Source organism: Mesorhizobium robiniae (genome assembly GCF_040545535.1).
GTDB classification, from domain to species: Bacteria; Pseudomonadota; Alphaproteobacteria; order Rhizobiales; family Rhizobiaceae; genus Mesorhizobium; species Mesorhizobium robiniae.
Genome location: NZ_JBEPMC010000013.1, coordinates 97,094 through 111,641, shown reverse-complemented (window position 1 = coordinate 111,641; position 14,548 = coordinate 97,094). Strand labels below are relative to the sequence as shown.

The 14,548-nt window shown below is 62.4% G+C and carries 16 protein-coding genes and 3 pseudogenes; 3 read left to right on the top strand and 16 right to left on the bottom strand.

The genetic code is table 11. The annotated features are described in order from the left end of the window. Positions 1-118 precede the first annotated feature (118 nt). Entirely contained in the window at positions 119-2,626 is a 2,508-nt protein-coding gene (locus tag ABID19_RS28740) for a relaxase/mobilization nuclease domain-containing protein (RefSeq protein WP_263804987.1), read from the bottom strand. After that, complete coding sequence (locus ABID19_RS28735; RefSeq protein ID WP_006205591.1) at positions 2,623-3,045, bottom strand: hypothetical protein; 423 nt, start codon at positions 3,043-3,045, stop codon at positions 2,623-2,625. Before ABID19_RS28735 ends, ABID19_RS28740 begins: the two co-directional genes overlap by 4 nt. A 309-nt stretch (positions 3,046-3,354) precedes the next feature. Here ABID19_RS28735 and ABID19_RS28730 point away from each other — a divergent pair, with 309 nt between their 5' ends. The 3 genes from ABID19_RS28730 (at position 3,355) to ABID19_RS28720 (ending at position 4,871) form a co-directional block, all read left to right on the top strand. Beyond that, positions 3,355-4,047 carry a ParA family protein gene (locus tag ABID19_RS28730; protein WP_263804988.1) on the top strand — a complete coding sequence of 231 codons (693 nt, stop codon included), beginning with the start codon at positions 3,355-3,357 and terminating at the stop codon, positions 4,045-4,047. Next, positions 4,044-4,385: a hypothetical protein gene (locus tag ABID19_RS28725; protein WP_263804989.1), complete on the top strand. Its 342-nt coding sequence runs from the start codon at positions 4,044-4,046 to the stop codon at positions 4,383-4,385. The genes ABID19_RS28730 and ABID19_RS28725 overlap by 4 nt, the downstream gene beginning before the upstream one ends. 210 nt (positions 4,386-4,595) lie before the next feature. Next, a complete protein-coding gene (locus tag ABID19_RS28720) occupies positions 4,596-4,871 on the top strand; it encodes a WGR domain-containing protein (RefSeq protein ID WP_006205588.1) in 276 nt (91 codons plus the stop codon). A 200-nt stretch (positions 4,872-5,071) separates the two neighbouring features. Here ABID19_RS28720 and ABID19_RS28715 read toward each other — a convergent pair whose 3' ends face one another. The 14 genes and pseudogenes from ABID19_RS28715 to ABID19_RS28650 form a co-directional block, all read right to left on the bottom strand. Beyond that, positions 5,072-5,920, bottom strand: a complete 849-nt coding sequence (locus ABID19_RS28715) for a thermonuclease family protein (protein WP_244426066.1) — start codon at positions 5,918-5,920, stop codon at positions 5,072-5,074. Positions 5,921-6,180: 260 nt separating this feature from the next. Continuing rightward, positions 6,181-6,522, bottom strand: a complete 342-nt coding sequence (locus ABID19_RS28710) for a hypothetical protein (protein WP_263804991.1) — start codon at positions 6,520-6,522, stop codon at positions 6,181-6,183. Between the two features lie 57 nt (positions 6,523-6,579). Beyond that, entirely contained in the window at positions 6,580-6,903 is a 324-nt protein-coding gene (locus ABID19_RS28705; protein ID WP_006205585.1) for a DUF736 domain-containing protein, read from the bottom strand. A 710-nt stretch (positions 6,904-7,613) separates the two neighbouring features. Continuing rightward, positions 7,614-8,147 (bottom strand): hypothetical protein, encoded by a 534-nt coding sequence (locus ABID19_RS28700; protein ID WP_263804992.1) that lies wholly within the window; start codon positions 8,145-8,147, stop codon positions 7,614-7,616. Between the two features lie 267 nt (positions 8,148-8,414). Continuing rightward, a complete protein-coding gene (locus tag ABID19_RS28695) occupies positions 8,415-8,834 on the bottom strand; it encodes a hypothetical protein (RefSeq protein WP_263804993.1) in 420 nt (139 codons plus the stop codon). Continuing rightward, on the bottom strand, positions 8,824-9,084 hold the full coding sequence (locus ABID19_RS28690) for a type II toxin-antitoxin system prevent-host-death family antitoxin (protein ID WP_057143280.1): 261 nt from the start codon (positions 9,082-9,084) through the stop codon (positions 8,824-8,826). The genes ABID19_RS28695 and ABID19_RS28690 overlap by 11 nt, the downstream gene beginning before the upstream one ends. Before the next feature lie 62 nt (positions 9,085-9,146). After that, positions 9,147-10,088 carry a DUF2493 domain-containing protein gene (locus ABID19_RS28685; protein WP_263804994.1) on the bottom strand — a complete coding sequence of 314 codons (942 nt, stop codon included), beginning with the start codon at positions 10,086-10,088 and terminating at the stop codon, positions 9,147-9,149. Positions 10,089-10,336: 248 nt separating this feature from the next. Next, positions 10,337-10,585 (bottom strand): annotated as a pseudogene (locus ABID19_RS28680) (toprim domain-containing protein); the annotation flags it as partial. After that, positions 10,576-11,214: a tyrosine-type recombinase/integrase gene (locus ABID19_RS28675; protein WP_263804995.1), complete on the bottom strand. Its 639-nt coding sequence runs from the start codon at positions 11,212-11,214 to the stop codon at positions 10,576-10,578. The gene ABID19_RS28675 and the pseudogene ABID19_RS28680, both read right to left, overlap by 10 nt. A 51-nt stretch (positions 11,215-11,265) precedes the next feature. Continuing rightward, the gene (locus tag ABID19_RS28670; protein ID WP_263804996.1) at positions 11,266-11,565 is read right to left on the bottom strand and encodes a hypothetical protein; all 300 of its coding nucleotides are present in this window, start codon (positions 11,563-11,565) and stop codon (positions 11,266-11,268) included. Then, complete coding sequence (locus ABID19_RS28665; protein ID WP_006205578.1) at positions 11,565-12,464, bottom strand: tyrosine-type recombinase/integrase; 900 nt, start codon at positions 12,462-12,464, stop codon at positions 11,565-11,567. Before ABID19_RS28665 ends, ABID19_RS28670 begins: the two co-directional genes overlap by 1 nt. Before the next feature lie 484 nt (positions 12,465-12,948). Then, positions 12,949-13,143, bottom strand: a pseudogene (locus tag ABID19_RS28660) (transposase zinc-binding domain-containing protein); the annotation flags it as partial. A gap of 9 nt (positions 13,144-13,152) precedes the next feature. Continuing rightward, a pseudogene (locus ABID19_RS28655) lies at positions 13,153-13,473 on the bottom strand (tyrosine-type recombinase/integrase); the annotation flags it as partial. 75 nt (positions 13,474-13,548) lie between these two features. Then, complete coding sequence (locus tag ABID19_RS28650) at positions 13,549-14,355, bottom strand: glycoside hydrolase family 12 protein (protein WP_263804997.1); 807 nt, start codon at positions 14,353-14,355, stop codon at positions 13,549-13,551. Between the last annotated feature and the right edge of the window lie 193 nt (positions 14,356-14,548).

Below are 14,548 nucleotides of genomic sequence, written 5' to 3'. Positions count from 1 at the left end.
ATCCTCGCCTTTCCTCGGAGTCCATCCGCGTTTGGACGCGAGCGTGTGCCGAACGGAGCCGCTGCCAGAGCCCGGCTTAGGGAACAACGAGCCCCGCAGTGGTTGCATGGCGAGGCAACTACTGCTTTTGCGGCTTTTGTGAATCCGGCTCTTCGCCTTCGACTGGAGCGGTGTTGATGCTTCTCGACTGCAGGCGCTGCAGTTCTTCGAGCCGTTCGCCTTTGACGATCTCAGGATCAAGCGGCTCGTGAGGATTGTGCGCCAATGAACGCGCGGCTTCGCTTGCGGCTTGTGCCTCGCGGGCTTCCTTCGCAGCGATGCTTTCGGCATTGCGAACCATTTCGCGGTCTTGTGCAACCTGCTCAAGCGATGTCGGATCGATTGAGCCGGCATGTTCATCACGAAGTTGTCGCTCGATGGCACGATTGCGGATTTCGTTCGCGCGCTGTGCCTCTAGGTGCTCCGTAGCCTCGATCTCACGTGCACGATTTGTGAGCTGCACGACCGCTGGTTCATGTTGAGCAGGACCATATTCTTGTCGCGCCTTCTCCCAAGCATAATCTTTAACATGTTCAGCAAAGGGCTCATCTTGTTCCGCGTTTCCTTTCGAATAAAATTCATCATCTGAGCGTTGCACGGATCTTGCGAACGCCGCTACATCAACATCCGTCCATTCTGACGGATCTTTGGTCCTATACTGTTGATCTTCCATCTCCCATGCTCTTGCGATAAGCGCTTCACTTCGTGATCCGGCGATCTGATGCGCTTCTTCATGCGAAATGTGCGTCACACCGCGCTCCTGCATAGATTTGAGATCCGTTCGGATCGCCAGCAGCTCCATGGTCGGCGCTGCGCTTCGCAAGAACTCTGCCTTGGTCTGGCCGTTCATCATGGCGGCCGTCTTGTTTACGGTCTCGTTGATCTCTTTTAGGTTTTCCCGCATCTTGTCCGCGGTGGCATCTGAACTCATTTGAACACCCTTTCCATCTCGAATAGCAACCACAACAGTACCGGATCGGAAAGCTTGCGTCATCCGATCAATAAATTGATTCGCTATCGCGTTATCCGGCTGAGAAGCAGCAACCGAGTGCCAGTCCCGAAGGCTTGCCTGGGTGGCCTGCAGCTGGCGCGCCGAAATCGGAATCTTGATCGGGTTGGCCCTCGCGTAGTCGATCCGCTGTCGTGCTTTCTCGATGACCTGCGGGTTTGCACGGGCATACGCGCGGTCCCGCGCCTCCCTACCTGGCCGCGGCTTTTCGGCCGTGGCAACGATCGCCTTGTCGCGCGGACCATAGCTTTGTGATGACGCTCGATAGGCCGCGGAGGTCGCGACGATTTTCATGCCCTGTGCTTGTGCGTGCTGAGCATAGAGCGCGCGCCATTCGCGAAGTTGGGCCGGACCTGGTCGCAATCGCTGACCATCCTCACCCTTCACCGCGACGATGGCATGGACATGAATATGGCCGCCCTCCTCGGCCATGTCGGCATGCATCCCAAAGGCGAATTTGTGATTGGGGAACTGTTCATGCAGGAACCCACGTGCGGCCCTCACCAGGGCTTGTCCGTCCTCACCTGCCTTGGCCGACAGGATCATATGCATAGTGTCGCGCGGCTTGTAGGAATTCAGCGTCTTGTCCCAGGACTGCGCGGTCTGCCGGACCGCCTCCTCAGACGCGATCGTGACGCCGTCGGCGCCGATCGCCGCTCCGTCATGGGTAAGGCGCGAGAGATGGAACACGACACCAGCTTTGCCGTGGCTGGCTTCCCCAATTGGCTTGACCGAAACAGTATCCTCCTTGACCCCAAGCGTCTCGGCGATCCGCGAGGCGATCATGGCCCGGGTCGGTGCCGAGAACCGGCGATCCTCCTGGCGCCGATCGGAAAAGTGAAACCGATGCTTCTTCTTCTCGTCTCCGTTCTCGCCCCGCACGACGCTGTGTCCGGCCATGGTCGCAACGACACGCGCAACGCTCGATCCGTCCTGTAGCGTGTCGATACGATAGGCGAAACCGTGGCCGGCAAAACCAGCCTGAACCGCCAATGAAAGGCGCTCGGCATTCTCCTCTCCTGCCACCGAAAGCCGGAACGTCGCGACATCGTCGCTTTCCCGCCGCTTGTCGAAGCCCTTGCCCCACTGTTTCATTTCCTCGGCAACGGCGGCCTGCGTCGCGAGGATGCGGGCGTCATGAGTTTCGAGCGCGACGCCCTCCTTCTGGATATATTGACCGATGGCGGCTGCTCTTGTGACGCCGTGCCCATAGGAAATCACCTTCAGAACCGCCGGCTGATACCCGGCCGCCAGCCGGTCGGCAGCCGCCCTCGGCGCAGGTCCGCCGGCGAGCTTCCGCCGCTTCGTTGGCAGGGCGAAGTTTAGTCGCCCGGCTTTACCGCGCGGCGGCTCCAACTCCCGGGCAGACGAGCGCGGCACGGCGGGTTCCGGGGGCTGGCTTCCGCCGAAACCGCCCTCCCCCGGCCCGCCGCGAACCGTCTTGAACAACCAATCATCGTCATTTCCAGCAAAGGACAACAGGGCCCGATGGCGGCGCTTGCGGTTCTCTTCTTCAAAAGCTGCGCTCGCTCGAATCCGATCGGCTATGGCCTGTATGGACGACGGGTCGAGGTTCACGCGTCCTCACCATCCAGCAGATGCGCCGCCTTCCGAAGTTTCAGGCCATGGGCAATCGTCATTGCCGTCAATTCGGCGTCGACAGCTTTCACCCTGACATCCAGTGCGTCCCATATCGGCAACGTCGCCTCCATTGGGACGGCGTGGCCGGAATGAATGGCATGCAGAAGCTGGCTGAGGTTTCGGCCGACCATCCGGACTTGCGAGGCCAAGGCCGCGACAGTGCGTGAATTCTCTGCCGACAGAGCGGGGCCGACATCCAGGCTGGCCCGGATGATGCGTCGCAACGTCTCCGCCCGGTCAAGCTGGAACACCTTGCAGGCCTCGTCCAGGAGTGCGCCCGCCTCCGGCCCGATATCGATCCTGGAGCGCTTTCGAGTGTCCTTTTGGGCGGGGCTGGTGCCGAAAATTCTCGCCATGGGGCCTCACGTCGAAGACGGTCCAGGTCGAAGCGAAGCGACGACCTGCCCAGCCAATTTGGACCCAAATTGCGTATCTTGTCAATTCAATACGCAACATTATACTAACTCACTGATGAACTAACGCTGAGTCGATTTTGCACCTTCGAACATTGAACTAAGTGCGCAAATTCATATTATCGCACAGTCGCTTATGTGCCTCCGCACTTCGTCGCATTGGCGCATTGGCATAATGAAAGAAAGGCACTTTGGCGCCAGATCGCCTCTGCGCTTTGGCGCCAAAGTGACACGCGAATATTGGGAGAAAAAATGCCGGAACAACGCGCGGTGCAAATCACAGTGGCCTCGCCCAAAGGCGGGGTCGGCAAGACCATGACCACCATCCTGCTCGCTGGCGAATTCGCCGCCGCCGGTCACCGGGTGTCGGTGCTCGACACCGATCCGCAATTGTCCGCGGTGGAGTGGAGCAAAAACAGTCACCGCGCCGGGTACGCTCTTTCGAACATCGACGTCATCCCTATCAGCTCGACCGACGAACTGATCGACCGCCTGGCGCAATCTGACGCCGAGGACCTTCTGCTGGTCGATGTCCAGGGCACGGCCGTGGCTGCCCTCGGCCCGGCCGTCGCCAACGCCGACTTCGTGCTGATCCCGACGAAAGCGCACGTCTTCGATGTCAAGCAGTGCCTCGGCCTGATCCGGCACATCCGATCGCTTGGCGGACGCCACCGCGAAATTCCCTACGCGGTGATGCTCAACATGGTTTCGGGGATCGAGCACAACACCATGGCTTTTCGCACGGCGATCCAGCTGCTGCGGCAGGCCGACGCCAGCGTGCTTGAGACCTTTTTGTCGCAACGGCCGACCTTCGCCTCAATCGCAACCGCCGGGACGCTCTACGAAGTCCAGCCCGTGAACAAGGCGGTGCAGGACGCTCGCGACCAGACGAATGCTCTGACCGCCGAGATCATCCGCAAACTGAACGGAGCCACCTCGCAATGAACGAGAAAAACGATCGGACCGCAAACCAGCTTCCGCTGCCTGCCTTGAAACCGCGTGCCCGTTCGGATGCTCCGTTCTCGCGCAACATGGCTGCCATAGTGGAATCCAGCATCAGCGAAACGGACAACCTGGAGCAGCAGACGAGAACCCAGTCTGCCAGAACGGCGAATTCGAGGCTCGAAAAGCCAAAGGCAGCCGGCGAGACAGCCCGGCTGCACACGCGCATTCCGGTTTCGCAGATGATCGAGCTGCAGGTCCATTGCGCGCGCAATAGGACAACCATGCAGGAGGTGGTTCAGGGTCTGATAACGGAATTCCTTGCCCGGCAGCCGAAGTAGCCAGACGCGGTGATCAGCGTCGATCGTCACGACCGACCGCGCACGATACGGGCCAACGAGGATTTGCTGCATCTCTCCAGGAAGGGCCATCAAAGAGGCTGCTGAACGACTGACGTTCGGTTCCATCCATCATCAGCGTGAATCAATCCGCGTCTGCTGATTCAAACCATTCATTGGACGCGCGCGTCCGGCTGCGCGATTCTGTCCGCAATGATCGCGCAGCTCTATCGCCTCTGTATCGAACGCCGCGACGCGGATCGGAACATGGCGCGCTTCTATGCACTGTCGATTGAGGAGACACTGTTCGGCCAGACCTGCCTGGTCCGGCGTTGGGGCCGGATTGGAACCACCGGCCGCACGGTACAGCACTCCTTTGATACCGAGGGTGAAGCCGTAGCCCTTTTCCTCGAGCTGCTGCGCGCCAAGCGGATGCGTGGCTATCAGCCGCGATCCCCCCGACGCGCAGAAGCGATCCCGTCTGGTTGACAGGCAACCGTTACGGCGACGGGAGCCAGGCTTTGAACAAAGTCGCTTCGTGTACCGGGCGCAGGCGCGATGTTGCCCGTCGGAATTCAGTGATCCTGACACTGCCGCATGCTCGCACTTTCTGAGCCGTTGAAGCACTCAGCGGTCCCGCGGTACGCGCCAGCGCAGGCGAAAAGCAGGGCAATAACTGGCCCTGTGGCTTAACGCTTTGCTTTGCGCCAACCGGCCGCCACCGCCTCTTCCTCGCTGCAGAACCAGCGCTCACCCTTGCTGGTCGTGATGACCGTGCGATCGTAATATTCCTGGCCAGGCATGTGATAGATGTGCTCCCCGCGGGCATTGATGTTGCCCTTGATGTTGCAGGCACTGGGCGACACTGCGAGCAGGGGAGCGATCATCGATGGCTGTTCGTTGTCAGCGCGATGCTTGGCACGCCAATCCCAAGGCGCTTGAAACGTTCCTGCCCAGATGCCAACCTTTGCCGCCTTGGCCTTCTCCTGCAGCATGGCGTAGGCACCTTGGCTGTATTTCGGCCAATCAAGAGCTTGACCGTTCTCGACCATCCAGGCGGCGACGCTGACACCATCGGCCCGCCGGCAATTGCCGACATAGCGGCCATACCGATCCCATGACACAAACGTGCATCGGGTCGGTCGCGAGGCGGCGAGAAAGGCATCGAGAGCGGCGGCGGACTTGGCGCCGCATTGATAGTGGAAGCCATTGGCGTCGTCGCACTGCTGTGCTGACTCCGGTGCATCGATACCATTGAAGCGAATGCGCTGGCCATGGATCTCGATCGTGTCGCCGTCGATGACAGATGCGACCCCAGCAATTGCTACCGGTCGCGGCGTGATCAGGTTCTGCAGATTGATTTCCGGGAGGGACCCGCTGTCGTGCATGACAAACTGCGTTACCAGAGCGGAGGTCGCAGCCACCGTCACGAAGACTAGCCGCATCGGCACGCTGGCCCAGCCTCGTGCGAGCGGGCGTCCTGCGCCGGTACGATTGCGCCACGGCCCCGACCGATCATCGTAGCGGGATTTAGCCAAGCCCCTTCTCCCCGCCGCAAGAATGCGCCCAAAACACGCGGAAAGTCCAGAATCCTGTCGCGACCGCCTCAACGGCTCGCCTGTTCTGAATCGTCCCCGGCAGTTGGGCCCGATTTCCTTAATCGGCTGCGGCAGGGTCGCAAAAGTAATCCGCGGTTTGGAGTCGCTACCTCGGACCGTTGATGTTCGTGGCTCTTTTCCGACGCGCAAAAAAGGGGCCCGCAACGGAACACTCCGTCGCGGGCCCTGAGACGTGTTGCCTACTTGGGGTGGTTGAGGCGTTTCAGCACCTGGCCGAGGATTGTGTCTTGCACCGGACGCCCGCTGGCTGCCGCTTTGTCGTCGACCAGCTTTGCGGCCAGTTTGGGCGGCAGCGGCATGAAGTCGTAGCCGTGCGAGATGGCTGCGCGGTGAAGATCCTCAAGCGTTTCGAACGCGCGATCGTGGGTGCCGAGCCAAAGACCGGGCTCGTCGGTTTCTTCGTGCGGGAACGCTTGCAGGAAGTAGGTTCGAAGTGGCGGATCGTAGCCGATGACAGCGTCTGGGTCCGAGCGGCCCTGTCCGGTGACGGTGCCAGTGACAGTGATGGTGTAGCGGCTCATTGCAACCTCCTTTTGCCGGTGGGGAGCCGGCCCCTTGCGGGGCCGGCCACCGATGCTTCACTGGGGGTTGTTCCAGAGGATGACCTTCTTGTTTTCCTCGCCGCCGGGGGCGGGAGCGAGGTTGCCGAAGATGACGCCGATCTCGGGGGCCTCCAGCTTGACCGAGAGGTACTCCTCTCCCGAACGCTGGGAGATGCGGTGCCAGCCGGCTCCGATCTCGAAGCCTGTGCGCTTGTTGACGATCCGGTAGTCGGGGGCGTCCTCGCGCGACTTGTTGGTGTTCGGGATGAGGGTGATCGGGGCATTGACCCGGAGCGTGGCAAAGACGCCTTCCATCGAGCCGTCGGCCTTGGTGGTGAGGTTTGCGATCGTGGTGGCCATGGTAGTTCTCCTTCGGTTGCATCGGGACCATTCCCGATGGCGCCAAAGGAGAGGGCCGTCCTGCTGCGGTCATCTCGGCGAAAATTCTGGAAAATTCTATTTGCCGAAAAATTGCGGGCAGGCCCTTCGCCTGCCCGCAGACAAAAACAGAAATCGAATTTTCCTGAATATTCGCCGAGTGTACCCCCAACGGGGGTTGACCGCACAAAGCAGGCGGTCGTCTACAAAGGCGACATGAAACGGGAATGGCCCCGGATGCGACCGAAGGAAAAGAACGCAGGCCGCCATCGCTAGACCGCGGAGGCAACGCTGCCGGATCGCAGGAACATGCTGCAGCCTCTCGGGTCATGTGGTCGGCATCGCCAACACATCGAACAGCAGCCCGGCGCGTGACCGCCTTGCGTGTTCGGTATGGCGGCATAGCGGTTTCGAGATCGGGGCCGGCTGGCAGCGGCCTTCACGCCCCTCGGGGATGATACCGCGCAGTCAGGTTGGATGACCCGGCAAGCCAGGATGTTGTTCGGCGCGCTTGCACCCGCTTCAGAGGCGAGACGGGTCAAGATGATCATCCGCACAACGCCCGGCGGCTCTGCGCGTGGACCGGTTTCGAAAGGGGCCGGCTCCGTCCGCTCATACAAGTGGATTAGGCGGCGAGCTGCCGGATCAACATATCGGATTGACCCCGCCGGCTGTCGGCAGGACCTGATCCATCATCCTGGCAACGTTAGACGCTCGTCCGGCGTCATGCGGGCTTCGGCTTGGCGGCGAATGTCCGGATCAGCATGGCGAAGCATGGCGCACCAGTCCTCCACATTGTACGTCGTCGCCATCCGGCCCCTGGCCAGATCGTAAATGACGCACGGCTTGTTGGCGATGGCGAGCCGAAGCACGTTGACGGCCGTACCGGGTGATGCGCCGTCCCAGACCATCATGCCAAAGTCGGCGCGCCGCGCCATCTCCCGGTCCTTGGCGGCGTCGTACCAAGATCCATGAGTGCCTCCAGGTGACGGGACATGGTAGGCGGCCCAGTCGCCGAGATTGTTGTGGGGTTCCTTGCCGGCATGGAAGACCCCGACATGCTCGTACTTGTAGCCGGCGAGCAGGCCCTGCGCCTCGGCATCGGCTCCAGGCGCGTCGCCAATCAGCACGCCGTGCTCGGCAGCAACGATTGCGCCGATGCGAGCGATGGCAGGTTCCGGCAGCTCGAATATCTCGCGTGATCCACCTATGAATATCATCGACATGGTGACTTTCCCTTCTCTCCAGCGCCCCCGCCCCGCGCCGGCCGCCCTCTCCCTCTGGCCCTGCGCGAGGGATCGTCACCGGAAGGCCGAGACGGCGAAGCTGGCTCGCGGAGCGGCGGGACGCCGCGACGAGAGCCCGGCCGGCCGCAGGCCGGCGCGCCCGGATCCTGAGCAGCCGGAGGCGCTACGCGCGTGCAGTTAGCGGCCTTTGTCGGCCAGCCAGAGGCTCACGTCCCGGATCGAGCGCATGGCCGCGAAAAGAGAACGTCAGTCCAGACGGCTGAGGCGGCGGCCCTCGCTGCGCGCTTCGATAAAGGCGCCTGCGATCTTCATCATGAAAGCCTTGCTGAAACGACCGAGGGGCTTACCGTCGGATTCGATGTACCAGGAGCGTTCGGCAATATCGTAGTTGTATTCGTCAACCACGATCCAGCAGCGTTTGAGATCGGTCAGACCGGCGCGGCGGCACTCGATAGCGGAGACTTCCAAACCGACCCGATCGTTGGTCGGTGGCTGGGTGGTTATCGCCAGGAGCGCGAGATGGGTCAGGCCATCTCTTGCGCCGCGGACAGCGATGACGACGCAGGTCGGCCGGCTCTTGCGGCCTTCCGTTTCGCCGCGCTCGTGTTGCCATGCCCAAAGATAAGGATAGGAGATCACCTGACCAGGCAGAAATCTACCGCTCATCATCGTATCCTTCCCCGCGCGCCAATCGGTCGATCTCTGCGGCGAAGAGTTCCGTGTGTTCCTCCGGCATCTCGGAGACATGGTATGCGCGGCGGGGATCGCCGCCGATGCGCATCCGTTCGTAGTGCTCGTAGCTCATCAGCACGAACCGGGGTTTCCGGTGCTTGGTGAGAATAACGGGTTCGCGGCTGGCAACGTCGGTGACGTCGCCAACCTGCTTGTTGAGATCCCCGGTCGTGAACTGGCGCATGGCTGGCCTCCTTACCAATCTCCATATTATCTGGATTTTCTGGATTTGCAAGAAAACGGCGCTCACGCGCCGCCCTCCGCGAACCGCCAGACGGGAATGCCCAGCCGACGCGCCTTGTCGGCAAGGTTGTCGGTGATGCCGGAGCCGGGAAAGACGATCAGGCCGTAGGGCACCACCGAGAGAAGCTGGTCGTTGCGGCGGAACGGAGCCGCCTTGGCGTGTCGGGTCCAGTCCGGCTTGAAGGCGATCTGGGTGACCTTGCGGCTTTCGGCCCAGCAGGCTGCGATGCGTTCGGCGCCGCGCGGGCTGCCGCCGTGGAGCAGGACCATGTCGGGATGTTTTTCGCGGGCCTTGTCGAGCGCGTCCCAGATCCGGTCGTGGTCGTTGCAGTCGAGGCCGCCGGCGAAGGCGATCTTGGTGCCGGCCGGGACGAGCACCTCGGTTTCGGCGTGTCGGCGGGCGGCGAGGAAGTCTCTGGAGTCGATCACCGAAGCGGTCATCGCCTGGTGGGAGACCTTGGAGCCGGTGCGCGGTCGCCATGCCGATCCGGTTTGTGCCTCGTAGAGATCGGCGGCCTCATCGCGCATGATTTCGAGCACGTTGCGGCGCTCGATATAGCTGATGCCTTCCGCGGTCAGCCGCTCCAGCTCGACGGACTTCACCTCCGAGCCGTCCTGCTCATGCTGGCTTGAGCGATGGGCTTCCTCGTTGCGGTCGAGGCTGCGGGCGACGCGCTCGGCGGCACGGTGGAAGACGTTTGCGAAGGACCAGAGCAGGTCGTCGAGATCGGGTTCGAGCCTGGTGTCGCCAAGCATGCCGGCTAAGGTCTCGACGATCCCGGCGAGGCCAGCCCGGATCACTTCGTCGTCGGGAAGCGGCCGAGGATCAGGTTCGTCCTGATGCGGGCGATGGCCGTACATCTGCAGTTCGAGGATGACGCGGTCGGTCGGCGAGGAGGCGTGGTAGGGCTCGTAGCCGTTGTCGAGAGGAAGCTCGTAGGTCATGGCGTGTCTCCGTCGGTTGTGGCCGCGCCTATCGCGGCCTGACAGCGCAACCCGGCCGCGCCGCGGGCGCGGCAGCACCGAAGGCCGGAGCGCGAGCGGAGGACGGCGCAGCCGTTGCGGCCGTGAACGGGGGGTGGCAGGGGTCGCCTCTCAGGCAGGCCGCGGGCGCGGCCTCTCCGGCGGACCGCCGCTATGTCTGCAGGCTATCCGGCGACGCCGTCCCGGCCCGCGTGTCGGCCCGAACCCATTCATCCGGGCGGCAGCAAGAGACGGGCATCCTCCGGGACGAGCTGGTCGCGGAGCCATGCCGCGAGACGGGCAGGCCCGAGATGACGCAGATCGTCGTTGAAGTCGCCGAGCTGCGGCCGCAACACCAGGGCAAGGATCCCTGACTCGCCCGCGCGCTGGCTGAGGCGCTCGATGCCCTGACGGCCGGCGGCGTCGGCATCAGCTGCGATGTAGAGGCGACGGCAGCCAGGCGGGAAGGTCAGGCCGGCAGCACGGCGTCGACCGCTCGGTCATCGCTCTGTGGCTGGGCCACGAGTCGGTCGAAACCACCGCCATCTATCTTCAGGCCGACATGAAGCTCAAGGAGCAAGCTCTGGCAAGGACCGACACGGCCGACATCCGGTTGGGCCGCTACAAGCCCGACGACCATCTCCTCACATTCCTGAAGAGCCTCTGATAATGCAGACACAAAAGCCACAAATCGCCCGCATTCTTTGGCCTCCCGGTCGCCACTCGGAATAATCCGGCACTCGGAGTTATGGCGCAGATCGTGCAGGCGAGGACGGCGAGCCGACGTCGATCTGATGCCAGCCTTGTCGACCAGCCTGTCGAAGATCTCCTTGACGGCAATGTAGCGTAGCGGCCGGTTGCGCTTGTCGATGAACACCGGATCATCGTCTGAGCCGGGCCCGCGACGTGCCAGGTATCGCTGCAAGCCGGCCGCCGCCGTATCGTGCAGCGGCACCAATCGCGTCTTGCGGAACTTGGTCTCGCGGATCAGCAGACCGTCGCGGGTCACGTCCGCGATCGTCAGCTTTAGGGCTTCGGAGATCCTGAGCCCTGTGGATGAGAGCAGCGCGATCAAGGTCGCTTGCGTGTGCGGGCGTAAGTCGCGCATTGGCCGAAGCCGCAGCGCAGCTTCGACCAGCCGACTGATCTCGTCTGTCGTTTAGATGTGCGGCGTGCGACGCTTCTTACGGGCGCTGAAGTGATTTGCAGGCGGCAGCTCGTGCCCGACGTCCTCCACCCGGACATGGCGTACGAAGCGACAGACGGCTCTTAGCCGTGCATCCCGTTGCGCGACGGATGGTCCCAGCGCGGCCCAGTCGATCGCTGTTTTTGTCTGGACGTACGTTTGTCCGCGTGCGGTCGCGAAGGCGGCAAAGCTCTTCAGCAGGTACTCCGCGGTCGACATCGCGAAGCCCGTAGTGCGGCGGAGCGCGAGATAGGTCTCGATGGCGTCGAGCATCAGAGCGCCTCCGGCCAGGGCTGAGCAACCTGCTTCAGCAGCGCGACGTCGGCCTTTGCGTAATAGGCCGTCGTATCGATGCCGCGATGCCGAAGGACGAGGCCGATCTTGTCGAGCGGCACGCCGTGGCGCAGCATCTCGGTCGCCGCGGTGTGCCGCAGAGCGTGGGCCCCTTTGACCGGCGGCACGATGTCAGCCCGCTTCATGATACGCTTCACCACCGACGAGATGCCGTCGCCTCGTCGGAATGGCCGGCACGGCGCGATCGTGCGCAGGAACAAGACATCGTTCCGGCGGGTAGACAGCCGGCATTCGAGGTAGGCGGCGATCGCATCCCCGACGTCTTGCGGTAGCGGCAGCCGGACCTCGTAGCGCGACTTGCCGCAGACCCGCAGCGATCCCGTTTGCCACTCGATATCGGTGAGACGCAGTTGCGCCCCGTCACCGGCCCGCAGGCCGAGGCGCACCAACAAAAGTACGATCGCACGATCACGCCGGCGCGCACCGGCATCGCCGTCACAGGCAGCGATCAGCCGGTCGACCTGCTCGGTCGATAGATACCGGGGCATGTCGGCAAGCTGCCAATGAGCGTAGGCCGGAACGGCGCCGTCGAGACCTGCCTGACAACGGCCTGTGACTGCGAGATACCGCAGGAAAGCCCGCAGGCTCGTCGTAATCTTCTTGATCGTGCCACTCCCGCTATTGCTCGCCCGCTCCAGGAAGTAGCTGCGGACATCGTTCGGCTTCCAGCCGGCCGGGTCAGATCGAAGCTCCATCATCAGGCCCGCGGCGTCGCGGGCGTAGAGCCTGACGGTGGCATCGGATGCGCCGCGATGCTTGCGCAGCCACGTCTTGAAGTCGGCGACCAGCGGCTGCGGCTCGGCGGGCGCTGCCCCCACGGCCTCGGACCGGCAAAGGCCGAGCTCGACGAGGTGCCGACGAAAGAGCCTGGCACCGTAGATGGTATGGTGGTTGCGCCGGCCGCCTTTGGCGCGTGAACACCGGCAAGTGCGCAGGTGCTCGCCGAACGCGGCGAGACCAAAACGTCCGTCAGGCCTGCGCCTTGCTCGGCCATGACATGGCCGATGTGAGCTGCCGCTCGCAAATAGCGTACCGCTGTCTCGGGGCCATAGCCCTGCTGCTCCAGCGCCGCTGCAAACCCGTCAATGTAAGGCCCGCTCGGCCCACTGCGCAGATGCCCCAGCATCTTCGCTGCCGAGAAGTACGTCTCCAACATGTCCGTCTCCGTATGTGACCGGCCATCAGTGGCCGACCCAACGGGGCCGCACGGGCGACTTCTAATGGAGAGCTCGAGAGCGGCAATACACAGGAAAATACGGTGATCGCGATTGCCAGCTCCCCATTACCGGCTTTGCCCATAAGGCAGGAGTTGTAGGCGATGCGTGTGGCGCCGCAGTCATCGCACTGCTCGACGTGGCCGCCGAGCACAGCCGTCCGGCATGCCGTGATCGCGCCCATGACGCGCCGCTCGACGCGGTCCAGATGCTCGGCACGGGCTTGCCGAAACGCTTCGCCGTGGCGGCGGAAGATATCCGCCACTTCCAGAACCGGAGCCATCAGGTCCGCTCAGCCGGGCGGCACGACCTCCAGGCGGAGCCGGTCCAGCGGACTTGGCGTATTGCTGATGGTCTTTGTGGCGACTTGGGTATAGCGCGCCGTGCTGGCCAGACTGGCATGGCCGAGCAGCACCTGGATGATGCGCACGTCGGCCCCGTTCTCCAGGAGATGGGTCGCGAATGTGTGCCGCAACGTGTGCACTGTCACCGACTTGCTCAAGCCGGCCGCCGCACAAACTGAACGGCAGGCGGCGTGCAGCACGTTGTGGACGAGCGGACGCTCGTCGTCGCGGCCGGGAAACAACCATCGCTTTGGCCGAGCGAGCCGGTAAGCGCAAGCTAGGCCGTCAGCCAGCGTGGCTCATTGGCATAAGCGCAGCTCACCTTGCCGCCCGCACACGGATCTTCACTTCGAGGTCACAGACCAGTTGTTGAAATTGAAGTTCTTTCCCCCCGGGGACGAGGTAATCTCGACGCCGTATTGGACGCTACCGACGTTTATGTCGCCAAAGTACCCCTTCGACTTGATCCACTGCAGGATACTCTTGATGTCCACTGTCCCGCTGTTGGTCTTCGAAGTGCGCAGAAATGAGATGACCTTGTGACCGTCGGGGCCTTCACCTTCAAACACGTTCCAAGTCGCTCCGCCTACATTGACATTGCTGTAGACCGGAATCGCCGCACCGGAAGGGGCATAATGATATGAAATGGGCTTAACGTTGCCGCTCCCGTCCGAGTTTCCGGTGTAGTTTGTCCAGAGCATTACCTCATGCTGGTTTGAGCTGTCCCAGATATCGTAGGCGACATCCCAGGCGCCGCCAGTAGGAACCTCCTGATTGAAGCTCGAGCTCAGAGTGTTGATTGAACTGAGCGGTTTCCCGATACTAAAAGCCTCGTGCGGATAGCTTTTGATGCCCGGCGTATTAGGCTGGTTCGACCATACGCTCCACCGGTTGACGCCACTCACCGAAATCGTCTGAGGCCCAGGGCACGGGCCCCATACGTCGTTGTTCCAAGAGTAGCCATCGCGTGAAAAGCTTCCGTACGGAGCGCTCGAACTCCAAATCGGAGCCTGCGCCGATACAAGCGCGGCAGATGATAATGACCCGGCTTCATTCGCGGCCTGCCTAAATAGATCATGATCCTCCTGTGTCCGGACGTACCCCGGTGGGAACCCTTGCGCGCCGCCACCGTTTATCCGATTGGAATCCATAAAGCTCTCCTTTCGATTATGATAACAAAGTCTCCTGCAGATCCGCCCAGCGGGTACCCTAGTTCAGCATAGGCGGCATTGGCATCTAGAGACCGGGTGCGAATGCTAGGAAGGTTGGCTTTCGAGAAGCTGACGAGCTCAAGGAGAAAGGCGGAGCCGCGCCCGAGTTTGCCGTCTTTCGGATGACAACAGC